At 56.3% G+C, this 20,659-nt stretch carries 15 protein-coding genes; 4 read left to right on the top strand and 11 right to left on the bottom strand.

Features of this window, described 5'->3' with window-relative positions:
* Positions 1-82: 82 nt before the first annotated feature.
* A complete protein-coding gene (locus HPY30_09300; GenBank protein QYZ66169.1) occupies positions 83-1,153 on the top strand; it encodes an AAA family ATPase in 1,071 nt (356 codons plus the stop codon).
* A 135-nt stretch (positions 1,154-1,288) separates the two neighbouring features.
* On the opposite strand, the gene HPY30_09295 is transcribed toward HPY30_09300, so the two are convergent.
* Positions 1,289-1,513 carry a hypothetical protein gene (locus HPY30_09295; GenBank protein ID QYZ66168.1) on the bottom strand — a complete coding sequence of 75 codons (225 nt, stop codon included), beginning with the start codon at positions 1,511-1,513 and terminating at the stop codon, positions 1,289-1,291.
* Positions 1,514-1,724: 211 nt separating this feature from the next.
* On the opposite strand from HPY30_09295, the gene HPY30_09290 reads away from it, so the two are divergent.
* The gene (locus HPY30_09290; protein QYZ66167.1) at positions 1,725-2,408 is read left to right on the top strand and encodes an OmpA family protein; all 684 of its coding nucleotides are present in this window, start codon (positions 1,725-1,727) and stop codon (positions 2,406-2,408) included.
* 149 nt (positions 2,409-2,557) lie between these two features.
* On the top strand, positions 2,558-2,968 hold the full coding sequence (locus HPY30_09285; protein ID QYZ66166.1) for a hypothetical protein: 411 nt from the start codon (positions 2,558-2,560) through the stop codon (positions 2,966-2,968).
* A gap of 63 nt (positions 2,969-3,031) precedes the next feature.
* On the opposite strand, the gene HPY30_09280 is transcribed toward HPY30_09285, so the two are convergent.
* The 10 genes from HPY30_09280 to HPY30_09235 form a co-directional block, all read right to left on the bottom strand.
* Positions 3,032-4,480, bottom strand: coding sequence for a glutamate synthase subunit beta (locus HPY30_09280; protein QYZ66165.1), 1,449 nt, complete (start codon positions 4,478-4,480; stop codon positions 3,032-3,034).
* 1 nt (position 4,481) lies between these two features.
* On the bottom strand, positions 4,482-9,119 hold the full coding sequence (gene gltB / locus HPY30_09275; protein ID QYZ66164.1) for a glutamate synthase large subunit: 4,638 nt from the start codon (positions 9,117-9,119) through the stop codon (positions 4,482-4,484).
* Between the two features lie 278 nt (positions 9,120-9,397).
* On the bottom strand, positions 9,398-10,981 hold the full coding sequence (locus HPY30_09270) for an AAA family ATPase (protein QYZ66163.1): 1,584 nt from the start codon (positions 10,979-10,981) through the stop codon (positions 9,398-9,400).
* 99 nt (positions 10,982-11,080) lie between these two features.
* On the bottom strand, positions 11,081-12,172 hold the full coding sequence (gene aroB / locus HPY30_09265) for a 3-dehydroquinate synthase (GenBank protein ID QYZ66162.1): 1,092 nt from the start codon (positions 12,170-12,172) through the stop codon (positions 11,081-11,083).
* Positions 12,173-12,368: 196 nt separating this feature from the next.
* On the bottom strand, positions 12,369-12,890 hold the full coding sequence (gene aroK, locus HPY30_09260) for a shikimate kinase AroK (protein ID QYZ66161.1): 522 nt from the start codon (positions 12,888-12,890) through the stop codon (positions 12,369-12,371).
* A 107-nt stretch (positions 12,891-12,997) separates the two neighbouring features.
* Positions 12,998-15,166: a type IV pilus secretin PilQ family protein gene (locus tag HPY30_09255; protein ID QYZ66160.1), complete on the bottom strand. Its 2,169-nt coding sequence runs from the start codon at positions 15,164-15,166 to the stop codon at positions 12,998-13,000.
* 17 nt (positions 15,167-15,183) lie between these two features.
* On the bottom strand, positions 15,184-15,717 hold the full coding sequence (locus HPY30_09250; protein QYZ66159.1) for a pilus assembly protein PilP: 534 nt from the start codon (positions 15,715-15,717) through the stop codon (positions 15,184-15,186).
* Complete coding sequence (locus tag HPY30_09245) at positions 15,714-16,316, bottom strand: type 4a pilus biogenesis protein PilO (GenBank protein QYZ66158.1); 603 nt, start codon at positions 16,314-16,316, stop codon at positions 15,714-15,716. The genes HPY30_09250 and HPY30_09245 overlap by 4 nt, the downstream gene beginning before the upstream one ends.
* Entirely contained in the window at positions 16,313-16,873 is a 561-nt protein-coding gene (locus tag HPY30_09240) for a PilN domain-containing protein (GenBank protein ID QYZ66157.1), read from the bottom strand. Before HPY30_09240 ends, HPY30_09245 begins: the two co-directional genes overlap by 4 nt.
* Positions 16,873-17,946 carry a pilus assembly protein PilM gene (locus HPY30_09235; GenBank protein QYZ66156.1) on the bottom strand — a complete coding sequence of 358 codons (1,074 nt, stop codon included), beginning with the start codon at positions 17,944-17,946 and terminating at the stop codon, positions 16,873-16,875. The genes HPY30_09240 and HPY30_09235 overlap by 1 nt, the downstream gene beginning before the upstream one ends.
* A 205-nt stretch (positions 17,947-18,151) precedes the next feature.
* Here HPY30_09235 and HPY30_09230 point away from each other — a divergent pair, with 205 nt between their 5' ends.
* Positions 18,152-20,605: a penicillin-binding protein 1A gene (locus HPY30_09230; protein ID QYZ66155.1), complete on the top strand. Its 2,454-nt coding sequence runs from the start codon at positions 18,152-18,154 to the stop codon at positions 20,603-20,605.
* Positions 20,606-20,659: the final 54 nt, after the last annotated feature.

Below are 20,659 nucleotides of genomic sequence, written 5' to 3'. Positions count from 1 at the left end.
TACTTGTATTCGACCAACTGAAAATTCATGGTTATTTCCACTTGTCGGGCAATTCTGGCCAGGGAATCACAGGCAACCAAACATGTATGACGATTTTTACAAACTGAAAGGCAAACCCTTTCAGCTGACACCCGACCACAAGTTCTTCTTCAACAGTAAGGGGCACAATCGGGCAATGGCCTACCTGCGTTACGGACTTGAGCAGGGTGAGGGGTTTATCGTGATCACCGGTGGCATAGGTACCGGCAAAACCACGCTGGTCAGAAACCTGTTTCAGGAGCTCTCCAACAAAAACGTCATGGCGGCCCAGCTGGTTACCACCCAGGTCGATCCAGACGACATGCTGCGCATGGTCTGTGCCTCTTTTGGCCTCGCCCATGAAGGCCTCAACAAAGCCACGTTATTACACAATCTCGAAGCCATCGCCCGCACCCGCCACGCCGAGGGCAAGCAGATACTGCTGGTGGTTGACGAAGCGCAGAACCTCCCTGCCCGGTCTGTAGAGGAGCTGCGCATGCTCTCCAACTTCCAGGTTGGGGAGAAAGCGCTGGTGCAGACCTTCCTGCTCGGCCAGGAGGAGTTCAAGCGCACGCTGCAGAGCCCTGGCATGGAACAGTTCCGCCAGCGCATCATCGCCTCTTACCATCTGGAGCCCTTGAGCGGCGACGAAACCGAAAAATATATCAAGCACCGTTTACAGCTCGTCGGCTGGGAAGACGATCCGGCGTTTGCCGATGAGGTATTCCAAAAAATCTACGACTTCACCGAGGGCGTGCCTCGCCGCATCAACTCCATGTGTGATCGCCTGATGCTGTACGGATGCCTGGAAGAGCTGCACGCCATGGACGAGAAAGCGGTGGACGCCGTGATCGAGGAGTTGGAGCAGGAAGTCAGCTATCAGAAGCCCGGCACCCAGGGACAACAGCAGCTCGCTTCCGTCTCACAACTGCCCTCTCGTGGCACTGGCGCACAGATGTCCACCTCAAATGCTGCGCCGGAGATGATGTCCAACGCCGATGAGTTTATCTATCGGATTCAAGAGCTGGAGAAAGAGATCAGCAGCCTGAAAAAGACCATGCGCAACGAACAGAAACTGCTGCGCAAAGCCATTTTGCTGCAGATGGACATGGATGAGTTCGACGACGTCGAATAGCAGACCTGTTTGACTCGATGGATTTGCAGTCGTAGGCCGGTTCAAGCTTGTGTAACCGGAAAAAGCCGCTCTTGATCCCAAGCCTTTGCCTGATCCGCTATGCTTGATCAGGCCTACGAGAACGCCATCCCCTGATCAATCCAGTTCAGGCCCCAGGATATGCGCCACCGGGTCAAAACCGCGCCCTTCCAGCGCCTCGGCAATATCCTCCCAGACATAGCCTGCTTTCGACTCTTCCGCCTGCGCGATGATACCCGTGGCAAACCGATAGGCTTCATTGGTATCCAGGTCGTCAGGAATCCGCACCACCCGAATGCGCTCGAATTGAGCACTGGGCAACAGCATCAGGGTTTCACTCATGTATACTCACCTTGCAGTGTTGGTTACTGCCATCAGATTGGGTTGATCCTGCATCACGTCCGGCAAGAAATTATCTTGAACAGGATTTGCGGATATCAGCTGTGATGATACCCCCCCTATCTGATTCATCAAACATAAAAACCTGCTAATCTCATACATACAATCCACCTTCCCGGCGATCAGGCCCAGACTCAAAGAATTACCTATCACTATGAAATCAAAGCCGCTTATCCTTGCACTACTTTTACTGCTCATTCTCAGTGCCTGTACTACGGACGATCCTCACCAACGGGCAAAAACCGGCGCTGCCATCGGTGCAGTAGTAGGCGCAGTTGCCGGACACCAGATGAACGATAAATCCGGGAAATTCGTCGGGGCAGCGGTTGGCGCCCTGGCAGGCGCTGCCATCGGTAACTATATGGACGATCAACAGAGAGAGTTTGAGGAGAGCCTTGCAGCGGAGCAGGAACGCCACGACGTGGAGATCGAGCGCCTGAAAGACGACACGCTGAAGCTCAGCGTCAACAATGAAGTCTCCTTCGCCTTCGATAGCGCCGACATCTCCCCAGCCTTCAAACCGACCCTGGGCAAGCTTGCCAGGCTACTGAACAAGTACAACAAGACCGTAGTGCATATCATAGGCCACACAGACAACAGGGGTTCTAATGAGTACAACGAAACCCTCTCCAGCCGACGCGCAGACCATGTCGCTTTCTATCTTGAGGACAGGGGCGTGCCTGGCGCCCGCATCCGCACCGAAGGGAGAGGCGAGTCGGAACCCCGCGCCACCAACGCAACAGAAGCCGGGCGCCAGCTGAATCGCCGGGTTGAAGTCTATGTCAAACCCATCGTAGAGGGTGATGAAGAGACGGCCTACGAATCGCCGAGATACTGACTTGTATCCGTCCAGAAACTCATAACCCAACGAACAGGTGGAAATATTGGGTTACGCTTCGCGAACCCAACCTGCACTTAAATGCGCAAAGCAAACGATAAAAATTGACCGTTTTCCCTGACTGAGAGTGACCAAAAGGAGACAGCGCCATGCCCAGCTATTTCCATATCGCCGAACTGGTTCCCCCAAGCATCTACGAAAGATTTGGAGACCAGCGATCCTGGAATTTTGTCAACCGTCGCGCCTACAAAAACCTCGTGAAGATCAGGCAGTATGTGGGCAAGCCTTTCATCATCAATAACTATCGTGACGGAGGCCAGCGTGAGTGGTCAGGATTCAGGACGCCGGAAAGCCCCTATTTCTCCCCAACCTCGCAGCATTCGATAGCCAACGCCTACGACATCATCTGTAGCGGCCTCACACCGCAGGAGCTGCAGGAAGTGGTGCAGACACACTACGCAAAATTCAATATCGGCGGAGTGGAACTCGCCCCCACATGGACTCACATCGACTGGCGTTTCAATCCGAACGGAGAACTCACGGTCTTTCATCTGACCTGACTGGCGCTCCAATAAAAAACGGGGGCTCCAGGCCCCCGTTTTCACTATCGCGTAAACCCGCAATCAGCGCGGCAAATCACTCGCCCCCATCAGGAACTCGTCTACTGCCTTCGCGCACTGGCGGCCTTCACGGATCGCCCAGACCACCAACGACTGGCCGCGGCGCATATCACCGGCGGCAAACACGCTGTCCAGGGAGGTCTTGTAGGCATCAACGCCATCGGTCTCCCCTTTGACGTTGCCGCGTCCATCACGCTCCACAGCCAACTCATCGAGCATGCCTTCATGGACCGGGTGTACAAAACCCATCGCCAGCGTCACCAGCTCGGCCTTGATTTCGAATTCAGAACCTTCGACCTCGGACATCTGCCACTGGCCGTTCTTATCCTGACTCCACTCCACCTTAACGCACTTTACGCCGGCCAGGTTGCCGTTACCATCATCGATAAACTCTTTCGACGCCACCGACCACATGCGCTCACAACCCTCCTCCTGAGAGGTGGAGGTACGCATCTTGTTGGGCCAGTCGGGCCAGGTGGTACCTTTGTCCTCTTTCTCGGGCGGCTGCGGCATCAGCTCCACCTGGGTCACCGAAAGCGCACCATGACGCACTGATGTCCCGACACAGTCGGAGCCAGTATCACCGCCACCGATCACCACGACGTGTTTACCGTCGGCGGAGATGAAATCTTCCACCTGGTCACCCTGTACCCGATGACTGTTTCTGCGCAGGAAGTCCATCGCGAACTCGACGCCTTTCAATTCGCGACCCGGAATCGGCAGATCACGCGGCTGCTCCGCCCCCCCCGCCAGCACAACCGCATCAAACACATTCATCAGCGGCCTGGCAGGCAGATCCACCCCAATATGGGTGTTGGTATGGAATTCGACACCCTCGGCGCGCATCTGCGCCATGCGGCGATCGATGATCTTCTTATCCAGCTTGAAATCGGGAATACCGTAACGCAATAGACCACCGATGCGGTTCTGCTTTTCATACAGATGCACCTCATGGCCAGCCCGCGCCAGCTGCTGCGCACATGCCATGCCGGCAGGACCGGAACCGACCACAGCCACCCGCTTGCCGCTCTTGTGCTCAGCAATCTGCGGCTTGATCCAACCCTCTTCCCAAGCCTTCTCGATAATGCTGTATTCAATATTCTTGATCGTTACCGGGACATCATCCAGATTCAGGGTGCAGGCCGCCTCGCAGGGAGCAGGGCAGACACGGCCGGTAAACTCTGGAAAGTTATTGGTACTGTGCAGCACCGAAATCGCCTCTTTCCAATCGTTCCGGTAGACCAGGTCATTCCAGTCAGGAATGATGTTGTTGACCGGGCAGCCGTTATGACAAAAGGGAATGCCGCAATCCATACAGCGCGCGCCCTGTTGACTGAGCACCTCATCGCCTGGGGCAATGGCAAACTCTTCAAAATGGGCCACGCGGTCAGCAACCGGCGCATAGGTGCGATCCTGACGGACATACTCTTTGAAACCTGTGGGCTTACCCATCTTAACGTTCCCCCTTGCTGCCGGCTTCTCTGATCTGTTGTGCCTGCATCTCTTTCAAGGCCCGGCGATACTCCACCGGCATAACCTTTACAAACTTCGGCAGAAAGTTCTCCCAGCTGTCGAGGATTTTCTTCGCCATCGCGCTGTTGGTGTAGTGCAGATGATTCTCGATCAGCTGCCGGAGACGGGTTGCATCAAAACGTGTCATATCGTGGCTGACATCAACCCTGCCCTGGGTTTCCAGATCACCACCCTGATGCTCCAGCTCTTCCAAGGCATCATCTTCCGCGGGTATCGGCTCCAACTCGACCTGCGCCATGTTGCAGCGATCCTCGAAACCGCCCTCCTCGTCGAGCACATAGGCGATACCGCCAGACATGCCTGCCGCGAAGTTGCGTCCTGTGGATCCAAGGCAGACCACGACGCCACCAGTCATATATTCACAGCCGTGGTCACCCACGCCCTCCACGACCGCGGTGGCACCGGAGTTGCGTACGCAGAAGCGCTCGCCCGCAACACCATTGAAATAACACTCGCCGGAGATCGCGCCGTAGAGCACGGTATTGCCGACGATGATGTTCTCTTCCGCCTTGCCGATCTTGGAGTGTGAAGGCGGATAGATCACCAGGCGTCCACCGGAAAGCCCCTTACCGACATAGTCGTTGCCTTCCCCGGACAGCTCAATCGTGACACCCTTGGTGACCCAGGCACCAAAGGATTGGCCTGCTGTACCTTTTACCTTGATGTAAACAGTGTCGTCCGGTAGTCCGGCAAAACCATGCTTCTCGGCTAAACGACCCGAGAGCATCGTGCCGAAGGTGCGGTTGTAGTTGTGTATATCGATCTCGATCTTCACCGCCTCGCCCCTTTCCAGGGCCGGTGCCGCCTGCCTGATCAACACATTATCGATCGCCTGATCAAGACCGTGGTCCTGAGCCTCGTTGTTGTAGACCTCATCACCATCGGCAGCAACCGGCTTGGTCAGCAATCGACTGTAATCGAGACCCCGTGCCTTCCAGTGGTCGATGGCGCTACGCATGTTGAGGCGGTCCATCTGGCCGATCATCTCCTGGAAATTGCGAAAACCGAGCCTGGCCATCAGGCGGCGAACCTCTTCCGCTACGAAGAAGAAGTAGTTCACCACATGTTCGGGTTTTCCGGTAAAGCGCTTGCGCAGCTCGGGATCCTGTGTTGCAACGCCCACGGGGCAGGTGTTGAGATGGCACTTGCGCATCATGATGCAGCCTTCGGCGATCAGGGGAGCAGTCGCAAAACCGACCTCATCGGCCCCCAGCAGCGCGGCAATCACCACGTCGCGTCCGGTACGCATACCACCATCGGCCTGCACCGCGATACGGCTGCGCAGACGGTTCAGCACCAGGGTCTGGTGGGTCTCGGCAAGACCAATCTCCCAGGGTGAACCCGCGTGTTTGATAGAGGTCAGAGGCGATGCGCCGGTGCCGCCGTCGTAACCGGAGATGGTGACGTGGTCGGCATGGGCCTTGGAGACGCCCGCGGCAACCGTACCCACACCCACCTCGGAGACCAGTTTCACGCTGATACGGGATTTCGGCTGTACGTTCTTCAGATCGTGGATCAACTGAGCCAGATCCTCGATGGAGTAGATGTCGTGGTGCGGCGGCGGCGAGATCAAACCAACACCGGGGGTTGAGTGGCGCACCCGGGCTATCTGCTGGTTAACCTTGTGGCCTGGCAACTGACCACCCTCGCCGGGTTTCGCGCCCTGGGCCATCTTGATCTGGATGTCATCGGAGTTGACCAGATACTCGGTGGTCACACCAAAACGTCCGGAGGCAACCTGCTTGATGGCAGAGCGTTCGGGATTTGGGGATCCGTCCGGCAGCGGGTCGAAGCGCTCGGACTCCTCACCACCTTCGCCGGTATTGGACTTGCCGCCGATGCGGTTCATTGCGACGGCCAGCGTCGAATGCGCCTCATAGGAGATGGAACCAAAGGACATGGCACCGGTAACAAAGCGCTTGACGATCTCCTTTGCCGGTTCCACTTCGTCCAGCGGGATCTCCTGATCGGCAAACTTGAACTCGAAGAGGCCACGCAGGGTCAGCAATGTCTCATTCTGCTCGTTGATCTGCCGGGCAAACGCTTCGTAGGTATTCCAGTCGTTACTGCGCACCGCATGCTGAATCTTGGCGATGCTGTCAGGGGACCAGTTATGCGCCTCGCCGCGGATACGGTAGGCGTAGTCGCCACCCACATCCAGATGCTTGCGATAGATCTCGGCGCCACCGTAGGCCGCCTCGTGCCAACGCTTTGCCTCTTCGGCGATCTGCGCCAGCCCGGCACCCTCGATGGTAGTACTGGTGCCGGTAAAATAGTCCGCCAGAAAACTGCTGTGCAGACCAACGGCATCGAATATCTGCGCGCCACAATAGGATTGATAGGTTGAGATGCCCATCTTCGACATCACCTTCTTCAGACCCTTGCCGATCGCCTTGATGTAACGGCTCTGGCCTTCGCTGAACGTCAACGGTTCAGGCAAATCGGGTAGCTGTGCATCGATAGTGTCGAAAGCCAGATAGGGATTGATCGCCTCTGCACCGTATCCCGCAAGGGTGGCAAAGTGGTGGACCTCCAGCGCGGCGCCGGTCTCGACCACCAGGCCCGACTCTGTGCGCAAGCCTTTGCGGATCAGATGATGGTGCACTGCGGAGGTCGCCAGCAGTGAAGGGATCGCTATGCGATCCGTATCGACCTTGCGATCGGAGAGGATCAGGATATTATAGCCCTCCCGAACCTTGGTCTCGGCCAGTTCGCAGAGTGCGGCCAGTGCCCCTTTCATCCCTTCCGCACCTTCGGTGATCCTGTAGGTCATATCCAGGGTCTTGGTGCGGAACGCACCTCCGGTATTATCCTCGATGTGCCTGATTCGTTCCAGGTCACCGTTGGTGAGGATCGGCTGCGGCACCTCCAGGCGCATGTTCTTACCCGCATCCGCCATTCCCAGCAGGTTGGGACGGGGGCCGATCAGGGAGACCAGGGACATGACGATCTCTTCGCGGATCGGGTCGATCGGCGGATTGGTCACCTGGGCAAAGTTCTGCTGAAAATAGCTGGAGAGGTGCTTCGACTTGTTGGAGAGCACGGACGGAGGCAGGTCGGTGCCCATGGAGCCAGTCGCCTCCATGCCGGTCATGACCATCGGAATCAGGAGAAACTTGATCTCTTCCTGGGTATAACCGAACGCCTGCTGACCATTCAGCAGCCTAGTCGCATCCGGCGCCATCGGCGCCACGTCGGTAGGCAGCTGATCCAGGTGAGTCTGGGTCTTGTCGAGCCAGTCCCGATAGGGCTGGGCGCCGGAGATATTGGCCTTCAGCTCAACGTCATCGATGATGCGGCCCTCTTCGGTATCGATGAGGAACATCTTACCCGGCTGCAGCCGCCATTTTTTGACGATCTTCTCTTCCGGAATATCGAGCACACCCATCTCGGACGCCATCACCACCAGATCATCATCGGTGATCAGATAGCGGGCGGGGCGCAGGCCATTGCGATCCAGGGTGGCGCCTATCTGGCGGCCATCGGTAAAGGCGACCGCAGCCGGACCGTCCCAGGGCTCCATCAGCGCGGCATGGTACTCATAGAAAGCACGGCGCTTCCGGTCCATCACTTTGTTGCCGGACCAGGCCTCTGGAATCAGCATCATCATCGCGTGGGAGAGGGAGTAGCCACCGGCCACCAGCAGCTCCAGCGCATTATCGAAACAGGCCGAATCGGACTGCCCTTCAGGAATCAACGGCCAGATCTTATCCAGATCTTCACCCAGAATCTCCGAAGCCATGGAACTCTTGCGCGCGGCCATCCAATTCACGTTGCCACGCAGGGTGTTGATCTCCCCGTTGTGAGCGATCATGCGAAACGGATGCGCCAGATCCCAGGTGGGGAAGGTGTTGGTGGAGAAACGCTGATGCACCAGCGCCAGGGCTGTGACCATTGTCTCGTCATTGAGATCGTTAAAATACTCACCCACCTGCCCCGAGAGCAGCATGCCTTTGTAGACGATGGTACGGGATGAGAAAGAGGTAAAATAGAAGGATTCGCCACCCTCCATCTCTGCTTCGCGAATCAGCTTCTCGATCTGTTTGCGGATGACGAAAAGCTTGCGCTCAAAGGCATCCTGATCGGCGCAGTTATCGCCACGACTGACGAATATCTGCCGTACGACCGGCTCGGTGGGCACAACGCTGTAACCCAGGCCACTGTTGTCCACAGGCACGTCGCGCCAACCGATTACCGACTGACCCTCGGCAGTGACCAGTTTTTCGACGGTCTCCTCGCACTCGTTCCGGCTCGCCTCGTTCTGCGGAAGAAAAAGCATACCAATGGCATAACCCCCCGCCTCGGGCAGATCAAAATCGACCTGGGCGCGGAAAAAGACATCGGGGATCTGCAGCAGGATACCTGCGCCGTCACCCGCCTTCGGATCTGCGCCGACCGCACCACGATGGGTCAGGCGATCCAGAATCTCCAGACCCTGCCGGACAATTTGATGACTTTTATTACCTTTGATGTTGGCGACAAAGCCGACACCACAGGCATCATGTTCGTTAGCGGGATCATAGAGTCCCTGCTTCGGTGGTAAAGCACCTTGGCTCATTGCAAACCTCGTTGCTGTCGGGCCCTGATAGCGGAGACTCTCCGCCAGAAGGACCTGTATGCACTAACCTGAAAAAAATCAATTGGCGGGAAAACCCTCTCGCGCACCCACCAACCCGCCCCGAAGTCGGGGCGCACAGAGCCGCGTAGGATACTTGAGATTGGCCGATCAGGCCAGTTTGTAACGATTTCACACAAAAAATACAGGGGTGTGCTGCCCCGGAAACATCGCCGAGCGACGACACAACTATTTGATTTTACAAGACTTATGAATCCAATTCACGGAAGCGATGCATTCAGTTCCTGCTGTAGCGAACCCACAGTACGCGCCCAAGCATCTCTACTCTTCAGAGAACGGGGCAGTTTTCGTTTCGCCTTCTGCGCCGCATCGCGTTCAGGATAGACACCCCAGAGCAACACATACCACGCCTTGCCCTTGCGCTTTGTCCTGATATATCCCGCCTGTTTTTCCAAGCCATGTCGCTTCACAAACCGCCGCAGCGAGGCGAGCTGCTCGACACCGATCAACTGCAATGTGTAGTGCTCAGGATTCTGTTCGAGCAACCAGTTGTTCCTGTCCAAGGGATCAGCCGGCACCTGCGGCTCAGGAACCACCTCCGGCAGCCGTGCCTTTTTCGGGAGAACTTCCGGCTCGATGGCTGGCTCCTCAATCTGCTCCCGTACGGTTTCGGTCTGAGCCACCTCAGACACCTCCTCTTCAGATTCAGAGACCGCAGCAGACTCCGCCAATGGTTTATCTGTTTCGGCAGACTGCAGCTCAGTCTGCGGCACCGGCTCTTCAGACTGCGGCGCCGCATCAATCGTCTCGCCCCCCTGTTCAATTTCCACGGGAACCTCGATTGGCGGCTCCTTGACATCTATCTCGGCGAGATATTGATCCTCGGCCGATGCAGAGTCGGCTTCCGGAATCACCTCCACTACAGGCGCCCTCTCCTGCACCGGCTCAATGGTGCGACGATCAAGGGTCAGCACCTCCTGCTGCGCCGGTATGGCCTGCTGCCTCTCCTCTACATTTGGCAGCGCTGATTTTCCTGTAACGAACAGACGATTGATCTCATCCTGAAACCACAGCACCCCGCCAACAATCAGCGCTGACGCAGCTATCAGCAACCAACGAAAGGTGGACTGGCCCGACTTCGCCCCCCCGGACCGGAGCGGTCTGGTGCTGATGGCTTCAAGGATCGACTCCCCGAGCGGCCCAATTCGTCCCTGAGTTTCACGAAGTATCCGACCGAGAAGGTCATCGTCCAGGGCAAGCGTTTCAGGCAACCCCTCGGCCTTGATCAGATAACCCATGAATGCATTGGCGGCTTCAAATCCCATTACCGGCATATCGATGATATGCAACGCATGGTGAGACATGGCCTGCAACTGGGGCGTCGCCAGGAGTAGATCAATCTGGGTGTTGGCAAAGAGGACAATACTGACCTGGGAGATTCCCTCCACCTGATGTTCAAACAGACGCAGCAGTGTAATCAGGCTGGCAGGCGGCAGCAGTTGTGCATCATCCAGGAGAACAACCGGCACACGCCCCTGCTGGTGTAGATGCTCAAAGTGATCAATCAGCAGATCCATCAGGCTTGGATGTTCATCTGCCAGCCCAAAACCACGGGCGATATGCGCAAGCATCAGCTCGGGCTGCAGTGTCGGGTCCGCATCGAAATGGCTGATCACCCAGGCGTCAGGCGCATGGAGCTGTATCTGTGCCGCCATGGCACTCTTTCCGATACCACCAGGACCACGCACCAAGGGCACGACTTCACTATTCTCGATCAGGTGGCGGATGAGATCCTGCCGCTGAGCAAGCTCCAACGTGCTGAAATAGTTATCGGAATTTGCCACTGTTCGCCCGCCCCCGCCGGCCAATCCGTGTGTCAGTTTGTCTGCTGGTCCAGGAGTCTGTCGGGTTTATCCGCTTGGAGCAAAAGCAGCCAAACAGTGTTAAACCAGACAGACTCCCAAGGATTCCTGCAACATCTCATGGTCAAAATCGTCGCTGACCACCGACTCTCCAATCCCACGCAAGAGCACCAGCCGCAGCTTTCCGTCCAATACTTTCTTGTCCACAGCCATCAGCGCCATGAACTGCTCGCTGGAGAGCGCCTTCGGCGGATCCGTCGGCAGTCCAGCCTGTTCAATAAGGCGACAGGTGCGCTCAAAATCTTTACCATCAATCCAGCCCAATCGACGCGAAAGGTCCGCTGCCATGCACATACCGGCGGCGACCGCCTCGCCATGCAGCCACTCACCGTAGCCCATGCCGGTCTCTATGGCATGGCCAAAAGTGTGTCCAAGATTCAGCAGAGCCCGCTGACCCGCCTCTTTCTCATCCGCCGCCACCACTTCCGCCTTGTCCCGGCAGGAGCGCTCTATGGCATAGGTCAGCGCTTCAGGTTCACGGGCCAGCAGGGCTTCCATATTGGCCTCCAGCCATTCGAAAAATGGGCGGTCGTTGATGAGTCCGTATTTGATCACTTCGGAGATACCCGATGCCAACTGCCTGTCATCCAGGGTATTGAGTGTCGTTATATCCGCCAGTACGGCTTTGGGCTGATAGAAGGCCCCAATCATGTTTTTGCCCAGCGGGTGGTTCACACCCGTCTTGCCACCCACCGAAGAGTCGACCTGGGAAAGCAGCGTGGTCGGCACCTGAATGAAGGGCACCCCCCGCTGGTAGGAGGCGGCGGCAAAACCGGTCATGTCACCAATCACACCTCCGCCGAGGGCAACCAGGGTGCATTTGCGGGTAAAGCGCTGTTCCAGCAGTGCGGTGTAGATCCGGCTGAGGACTTCCAGGGTCTTGAACTGCTCACCATCCGGCAGAATGACACTGGCAACCTCGAAGCCATCCAATGCCTGCAGGGCATTTTTCAGATAGAGCGGCGCGATGGTTTCATTGGTTACCACCATAACCTGCGTGCCACTGATATGAGGGCGGTAGTAATCTGCGTTGGCGTGGATACCGGCACCGATGTAGATAGGATATCCGCGTTCCCCCAGATCCACTTCAAGCCTGTTAACTACTGCGTTCAAGCTGATTCCTTCTCAATTATTGTTTGTGAGCCGTTAAGGAGCCTCTGAATAAGTCTGGGCCGTTCAGATTGTGAGATGAAATGCGCTGATTTGAGGCGGAAATCGCACGTAATAGCAGGCTATTGCGAAGATTTCCAACGAAGAAGCAGTGCATTTCAGCCGCAAGTTGTAGGTCCATGACTTGTTCAGAGGCTCCCTAATCCAACGATTCCAGTTTTTCCTGAACCTCGCGAGCCACGGATTGAGTGTTACGCTGTTCGGTAATCACCACCAGATCCGCAGTCTGTCGGTAGAGGGGGTCCCGCTGCTCCATCAAACTCTCCAGTTTGGCCAGAGGATTCTCGGTCTGCAACAACGGTCGATTGCGATCACGATAGGTCCGGTCGTACTGCTGCTCAGGCGTGCAGTAGAGATAGACCACTATGCCTCTGGAGGAGAGATTGCGCCGGTTGTCCGCATCCAGGATAGCGCCACCTCCGGTTGCCAGCACGACGCCTTCCTGCGCAGAGAGGTCGTCGATGACGGCCCGCTCCCTGTTACGAAAGCCCTCCTCACCCTCGAACTCGAAGATCGTGGGGATATCCACGCCGGTTCGACGCTGGATCTCCCGATCACTGTCCTCGAACGTCATACCCAGTGCTTCCGCCAGCTGTTTGCCAACGGTCGTCTTGCCGGCACCCATCGGTCCCACAAGAAAAAGATTCTGATTTCGTTTCATAATCAGCAGATATGCCAGATTTTACCGGCAGCGGCAAGTCATCCTTTCCAAAAAAACAAAAAGGCGCGCCAAATGGCGCGCCTTTAACCTAAACAGTGGTGACGTAATCAGCGAACCCGTAATGAATCTTTGAGAATCTTGGGCGTCACGAAGATCAGCAGCTCACCGTTCTCATCCTTCTGTTCATTTTTCCTGAACAACACACCCACGTAGGGAAGATCACCAAAGAAAGGAACCTGATCGACGTTCTTGGTCTTGGTGCGTTCAAAAACGCCACCCAGAACCACCGTTTCACCGTTATCAACCAACACGGTGGTTTCTATCTTTCGGGTTTGGAGCGGCGGCACACCCAAAACGCTATTTGAGAAGTCAGGATTATCTTTGTTGATCGCCAGATCCATCCGGATCCGGTCATCGGGCGTGATATGAGGTGTTACGTCCAACTTCAATAAAGCCTCCTTGAAGCTCACAGAAGTGGCGCCACTGGAGGTTTTCTCCTGATAGGGGATCTCGACACCCTGCTTGATGGAAGCCTTGCTCTGGTCGGAAGTGATCACCCGGGGACTGGAGATGACCTCGCCCTTGCCCTCATTCTGCATCGCGGAGATCTCCAGTTGCAGGAGGTATGAGCCCACCTTGCCCACCAGCAGGTTTAATGCCCCGGATGGCGCAGTCGCCGGTAGATTGACAATCAGCGACTCATTACCTGAACCCGCGGGATTCTCGATGCCGGTGACACCGGCACCGGGTGTGAGGTGGCCAGGCATACCGCCGGCAAACAACCCACCACTGTCACCGGAAGTCGCGTTAAACGTGGCGCCGAAACGAACACCCAGATCCTTGGCAAAGTCGTTGTTGGCAATCACAATCCTGGATTCGATCAATACCTGACGCACCGGGATATCCAGCTTCTGCAACAAACGGCGAATATCTTCCAGTTTTGCCGCTGTATCCTGCAGCAGCAGGGTATTGGTTCGCATGTCCACGGTCACATTACCACGCTCGGAAAGCAGACGATTCTCCGAGGACTTCAGCAGCGTCGCCAAGTCCTTAGCCTTGGCATAATTGACCTGTACAAATTCGGAACGCAGTGGGGCCAGCTCTTCGATCTTCTGTTGCGACTCCAACTCCAACTGCTCGCGTGCCGCGATCTCTTCCGTTGGCGCAACCATGATCACATTTTCATTGCTGCGCATGGAGAGACCTTTGGATTTCAGGATGATATCCAACGCCTGATCCCAGGGAACATTCTTCAAACGCAGTGTAATGCGGCCGCTGACCGTATCACTGGTAACCAGATTGAGTTCGGTGAAATCCGCCAGCAATTGCAGTACGGAACGCACCTCAATATCCTGAAAATTAAGTGAGAGACGCTCACCGGAGAAGACCATGCGCTCTTTCTGTTGCGCCTCTTTTTCCGCCTTGCTCAGGCCCCGTAACTCAACGGCAAAGACATTGCCTGTCTGATAGGCCATGTAATCGTATTCGCCGGTTACCGTGATCTCTATCACCACATTGTTTCCCTGTGGCCTGGTCTCGACAAGCGTCACCGGCGTTGCGAAATCCATCACGTCCAGGCTCTGGACCAGTTTTCCCGGAACCGTGGTGCCGAGGAACTCCATCACAACGCGGCTTCCCTCTTCCCGCACGTCGACCGGGATAGCGGAATCTGCGAGCGTGACAAGCACACGGCCTTCACCGGTTTCGCCACGACGAAAATCAACTCCGACGATCCCCTCACCCGCCTCTGTCTCCGTAGACACAGGGGTCTGCACCATATGTCCTGCAGTCTCTGCAACGGCCACCGGTTCGGCAGACTCCGCAGTAGCGCGGCCCCCAGCATCAAGGGTGATCACAATGTTACCGCCCTGAGCCTCAATACGGTGAGCCACTGAGCTCAACAGATTGACCACCACTCGCAGCCGGTTTCCCGCTTCCAGGATATTGACACTGTGTGCAGCGCCGATACCGATCTGCTTGCTTTTGTAAGCCAGACTACTGCTGACACCGGCAAAATCAAGGGAGATACGGGCCGGGGATTCAGTAATGAAACTGCTCGGCTCAGGCACATCGCCCGACATGGCCAGTGTGATCTGCACCCGATCTCCGGGAAGCGCCGAGAAATCAATATCCTCAAGTGAAACCCCACCCCAAACCAGCGCGGGAAGCGTCCACAACAGGAGCAAAAAGAGTACAGCGTGACCGCGTCTCTTTTGGTTAGCAGCGACTGAGGCATTCTCCCCTCTACGCCAGAATGCCATAGGCATAACGTTCATCTCGCAATTCCTCAGAACTATTCTGTCAACGCAAGCGATGCCGGGCGTTCACGATAGCCGCCCAACCCATCCTGCACAATTTCGGTCAAGCCGATCTTCTCTTCCGAAATTTGTGTTATCCGCCCGTAATTACGGCCCATGTGGTTACCACTACGCACCCTGTGAATAGTGCCCTCCCTCGTCTGCACCAAGGCCCAGGCAATCTCATTCTGCTCCAGGGTACCAACCATTCGAAGGGTATCGAGAGAGTAGGATTCAAGCTCCTCTTTGCGCCGATTGAAATCGGGAGCTATCCCGCTATCAACGACGGTTCGCTCTGCAGACGGCTGCTCCGAAGAGGGTGCAAAGGGATCGCGCCTGTCTTGATGATCGTAGAGAAAAGTCTCGATCTGGCGGATCTCTGGAATCGGCTCAATCTGCGACGGGCTTGCCGCTTTCTCTTTCGCCACAAACTTCTTCAGATCATTGATCTGTGGCTTGGCACAACCCACGACAAACAGCACCGGCAGCACACAGGCGAGCATCCAGAGCACTTTACTGATGCGACTCATTGCTCACCCTCCTCATCCAGGTAGCGATAGGTCTTGGCAGTCGCCTGCAACACCAGTCCATCGCTTTTGCCACGCTTGGATTTTTTCGGACTGATATTGATATCGTGAATGGTGACAATGCGCGGAAGTGCGGCAAGACCGCTGATAAAATCGCCAAACTCATGATACTGACCAGTGACGGTCAGCTTTATCGGCAGCTCCGCATAAAATTCTCTGGGGACTTCTCCCTGTGGTTTGAACAACTCAAATTCAAGACCGGAGGCCAAACCTGTTTGGGAAACATCAACCAGCAGCTCGGCCACTTCTGTCTTGTTGGGCAGTTGCCGAAGCATGGCGCCAAACGACTGCTTCATCTCTTCCAACTGCTTCTTATACGCATCCAGATTGGCGGCTTTTGCCTGTTTCTCCTGAAAGGTTCTGCGTAATTCAACCTCTTTCATCTCCACTCTTTCGAGTTGCTTAAACTGCTTTTCTGTATCCAGGTAGTAACCACCAACACCAACCAGCGCGCAGACAATGAGCATCAGCACAAACTTAACCGGTCCCGGCCAGACGCCGATGTTGTTAAAATCGAGTTCGTTCAGATCCTGCAGATTCACGGCGTCGCCTCCCCGCCACTCGCAAGCTGCTTCGCAGTGAGTTTGAAGTGACTCATCCCGGTACCGGTGGCCTCCTTGTTCTCGATAACATCGAGACGGGGATTACCCAGCCATTCCGAACGTTCAATGTTGCGCATATAAGCAGAAACCCGGGCGTTCGACTGAGCCCGTCCCGCTACCGACACCAACGCCCCACTTTGTTTAACGCTCGTTAAATGGACGCCATCGGGCAGCGTGGCAACAAGTTCATCGAACAGATGCACGATCTGGGGACGGCTGCTCTGCAACTGCTGAATGATATCCATGCGCGCCAACAGGCCGGCTTTGGTCTTGCCCAGATTCCTGATCTCTCTGATCTGCTGCTTGACCACATCGATCTCCTGCTGCAGATAGGCATTGCGGCGATTCTGCGCCGAGATCAGGCTCTCCATATGCATGTGCATGAAGAAGATGGCGGCGATAGTGACAATGACTCCGCCGAGAATCATAAAACCAAATTCGCGTTTGCGCTTTGTGCGTTCGGCTTCGCGCCATGGCAGAAGATTAATACGCGCCATCAGTCAAAGCTCCTCAAGGCCAGACCGCATGCAATCATCAACGCCGGTGCATCGGCACTCAGTGCCTGTGGTTTCACTTTGGATGACACCGACATATTGGCGAAGGGATTCGCCACAGACGCCGGCGTACCCAACTTCTCTTCGGTCAACTCGTCGACTCCAGGGATGGAGGAACTCCCCCCTGCCAACACGATGTGTTCAACACTGCTGAAGGCGCTGGAGGAGAAGAAAAACTGCAGGGAGCGACTGACCTGCTGGACCATCGCCTCTTTGAACGGCTCCAGCACTTCCGGCACATAATTATCCGGCAGGCCGCCCTGCCGCTTGGCCATACCTGCCTCTTCGAGAGAGAGTCCATAGCGACGCTGGATCTCCTCGGTCAGCTGACGGCCACCAAAATTCTGTTCACGGGTGTAGATGATCTTGTTGTTGTGCAAGACATTGAGGGTAGTGGTGGTGGCCCCGATATCCGCCACCGCAATGGTCTGGTCGACGCCCCGCTCCGGCAACTGGTCCACCAGCTGGGTGCAGGCGTTCTCCATCGCATAGGCCTCAACGTCGACGATTGCGGCATTCAGTCCTGCCAGCTCCATCGCCGCGACCCGGTCATCCACATTCTCGCTTCGAGAGGCTGCGAGCAGAACATCGACCAGCTCGGGGTTCTTGTCGGAAGGACCCAGCACCTCAAAGTCTATATTCACCTCTTCCAGTGGGTAGGGGATATATTGGTCCGCCTCAAGCTGGATCTGGCTCTCCATATCCTGGTCCGACAGGGCGGACGGCATGGAGATGACCTTGGTGATTACTGCAGAGCCGGAAACCGCAACCGCGACCTGTTTGGCACGGGTGCCCGAGCGATTGACCACTGCCCGGATAGCTTCCCCTACCGCATCGACATCAGCGATATTCTTTTCCACCACCGCATTCGGTGGCAGTGGCTCCACGCCATAGGCTTCCACCCGATACATCGCACCTGTGCGCCCGACATTCTTCGACAACTCAAGCAGCTTGATCGTTGTCGAACTGATGTCTATGCCTATCAGGGGCGGATTTTTTCGTCCGAAGAAAAACATGCGGTTTTCAGAACTCTCCTTTCATGCCGCAAAAAACGAGGAATCTCTTTAACTTGAGTAAGTAACTATATAGCAGTAAATGATTTTTTTGTGAAGCCATTTTTTGCAACCTGCTACAATAAACCTTCTCGTAAATTTGCTAATATAGGATCTCACACCGATTCATTCTGGTCCCTGAGGGCCAACCTTTTCTGTGAACCAGCGCATGAAGTTGTTGTCCCGACTCATAAAAATCTCTTTATTCCTGTTCATTGGGCTCTTTTTGCTCGGTTTGGGCGGCATTGGTGCCGCCTATCTCTACCTGGAACCCGACCTGCCATCCACCGATATTCTGCAGGATGTCAAACTCCAGGTTCCCTTGCACGTCTACAGTCGCGATCACAAGCTGATCGCCGAATTTGGCGAAAAACGCCGGGAGCCCCTCAAATACGACGAGATTCCCGAACGCATGATACAGGCCTTTCTCGCCGCCGAGGATGACCGATTTTTCGAACATCCCGGCGTCGACTATCAAGGCATCCTTCGTGCCGCCGGCCAACTGCTGCTTACCGGCAAACGCCGCCAGGGCGGCAGTACCATCACCATGCAGGTGGCGAGAAACTTCTTTCTCAGTAACAAAAAAACCTTCACACGCAAACTCAACGAAATCTTTCTTGCACTGAAGATCGAACGCGAACTCAGCAAAGAGGAGATACTGGAACTCTACCTCAACAAGATCTATCTCGGGCACCGTTCCTACGGTGTTGGTGCCGCCTCTTTAGTCTATTACGGCAGGCCGGTAGGAAAACTTGAGCTTTCTGAGATCGCAATGATCGCGGGCCTGCCAAAAGCCCCCTCCCGCTACAATCCTGTGACCAATCCGAGCCGCGCCCTGGTACGCCGAGATTACGTCCTGGGACGGATGCTGACGCTGGATGTTATCTCCCGCGCCGACCACGATGCCGCTAAAGCCACCCCTGTGACTGCGACCCTGCATCGGGCCATGAGTGAGGTCGAGGCGCCCTATATCGCCGAGATGGTGCGCGCAGAAGCGGTCAGGCGATTCGGCAACACCGCCTACACTGATGGCTATACCATCCATACCACCATCGACAGCCGACTGCAGGAGAGCGCCAATGCAGGCGTTCGCCAGGCACTGCATGCCTACGACAAGCGGCACGGCTACCGTGGTGCCGAGGCACATTTCGACCTGGGGGAAACCCCAGACCCAGCGCTCATGGACAAACTTCTCAGGGAGCAGAAGATTGTTCCAGATCTGCAGGGAGCCGTGGTGCTTAGCACCGATGGGCAAAACGCCGGGCTCTACCTGGGGCCTGAGCAGCAGATTACACTGACTTGGCAGGGCCTCTCCTGGGCCCGGCAGTTCAAGGACCCGGATCACCAGGGCCCTGAACCCAAAACCGCCGCCGATATTCTCCAAGCGGGAGATCTGATCAGAATCCACCGCGAAACACCAAAAGAGGGCGAACCCTACTGGCGCCTGGCGCAGATCCCCAAGGCAGCCGGAGCGCTGGTCTCGGTCGATCCTGACAACGGTGCCATTCTTGCGCTGGTCGGTGGCTACGACTTCTACCTCAGCAAGTTCAACCGCATCACCCAGGCCAAGCGTCAACCCGGCTCCGGCTTCAAGGCCTTCATCTACTCCGCCGCCCTGGAAGCCGGATACACGCCCGCCAGCCTGATCAACGACGCACCGGTGGTATTCGATGACCCGGCGCTGGAGGCATCCTGGCGTCCTGAGAACTACAGCGGCAAATTTTTCGGTCCCACCCGTCTGCGCTACGCCCTGACAAAATCCCGTAACCTGGTCTCCATTCGCCTCCTGCGGGCGATGGGCATCAAGCCAACCCTGGAGTATGTCACCCGTTTCGGTTTCGACAAGGGTAAACTGCCCCGCGATCTCTCACTGGCACTTGGCAGCGGCGCAATCGCCCCGCTACAGATGGCGGAGGGTTATTCAGTGCTGGCCAATGGTGGCTACCACATCGAGCCCTTCTTCATCGTTCGTATCGACGACGACCACCGCGAGACCATCTTTCAGGCCAACCCGCTGCAGGTTTGCGAAGAGCCGCCACCCTCCGCTGCGCCGGAAGAACCCACTGAAACAGCTGAAGTGGCTGCAGAGCCAACCGTCGAAGCGGAGATCCGCTGCGCAGAGCAAGTCATCACGCCACAAAACCACTACCTGATGAGCTCCATGATGCGCGACGTGGTCCAGCGTGGCACCGCCCGCAAGGCCCGCGCGCTCGGCCGCAAGGACATCGCGGGTAAAACCGGCACCACCAACGATCAGCGTGACGCCTGGTTCAACGGCTTCAACCGCAACCTGGTAGCCATCGCCTGGGTCGGATTCGATGATTTTCAGCCTCTTGGCAGAGGCGAAGTCGGGGGACGCGCCGCCCTGCCCGCCTGGATCCATTTCATGCGCACCGGACTGGAGGACACTGAAGAAGTGCCTCTGGAGATGCCTGAGGGCATGGTGACCATGCGCATCGACGAAAAGACCGGCAAGCCGGTGAACGCCGGTCACAAGGGTGCAATCTTTGAGGTCTTTCGCGAGAAATACGCCCCTGAGATCCCCAAGCAGGAGAACGGGGCATCCAGCCTTCCGGAAACGGAGAATCTGGATGCCCCCGCCCCGGAAGAGGATCCTTTCTAAGGCATTTTGGCCAGCCACTCCCTTGTCATCTCGAACGCAGGGAGAGATCTCAGA

It is taken from the genome of Gammaproteobacteria bacterium (ex Lamellibrachia satsuma) (genome assembly GCA_019623805.1).
Lineage (GTDB): Bacteria > Pseudomonadota > Gammaproteobacteria > Chromatiales > Chromatiaceae > QGON01.
The sequence above is the reverse complement of the archived record's forward strand: the minus strand, read 5'-3'. Positions and strand labels throughout refer to the sequence as shown.

Coding starts and splice junctions, on each gene's coding strand:
- HPY30_09285 (QYZ66166.1), top strand. CDS start 2,558: ATGCCCAGCTATTTCCATATCGCCGAACTGGTTCCCCCAAGCATCTAC.
- HPY30_09280 (QYZ66165.1), bottom strand. CDS start 4,480: ATGGGTAAGCCCACAGGTTTCAAAGAGTATGTCCGTCAGGATCGCACC.
- HPY30_09295 (QYZ66168.1), bottom strand. CDS start 1,513: ATGAGTGAAACCCTGATGCTGTTGCCCAGTGCTCAATTCGAGCGCATT.
- HPY30_09250 (QYZ66159.1), bottom strand. CDS start 15,717: ATGAGTCGCATCAGTAAAGTGCTCTGGATGCTCGCCTGTGTGCTGCCG.
- HPY30_09255 (QYZ66160.1), bottom strand. CDS start 15,166: ATGAACGTTATGCCTATGGCATTCTGGCGTAGAGGGGAGAATGCCTCA.
- HPY30_09230 (QYZ66155.1), top strand. CDS start 18,152: ATGAAGTTGTTGTCCCGACTCATAAAAATCTCTTTATTCCTGTTCATT.
- HPY30_09235 (QYZ66156.1), bottom strand. CDS start 17,946: ATGTTTTTCTTCGGACGAAAAAATCCGCCCCTGATAGGCATAGACATC.
- HPY30_09240 (QYZ66157.1), bottom strand. CDS start 16,873: ATGGCGCGTATTAATCTTCTGCCATGGCGCGAAGCCGAACGCACAAAG.
- gltB (QYZ66164.1), bottom strand. CDS start 9,119: ATGAGCCAAGGTGCTTTACCACCGAAGCAGGGACTCTATGATCCCGCT.
- HPY30_09300 (QYZ66169.1), top strand. CDS start 83: ATGTATGACGATTTTTACAAACTGAAAGGCAAACCCTTTCAGCTGACA.
- HPY30_09290 (QYZ66167.1), top strand. CDS start 1,725: ATGAAATCAAAGCCGCTTATCCTTGCACTACTTTTACTGCTCATTCTC.
- aroK (QYZ66161.1), bottom strand. CDS start 12,890: ATGAAACGAAATCAGAATCTTTTTCTTGTGGGACCGATGGGTGCCGGC.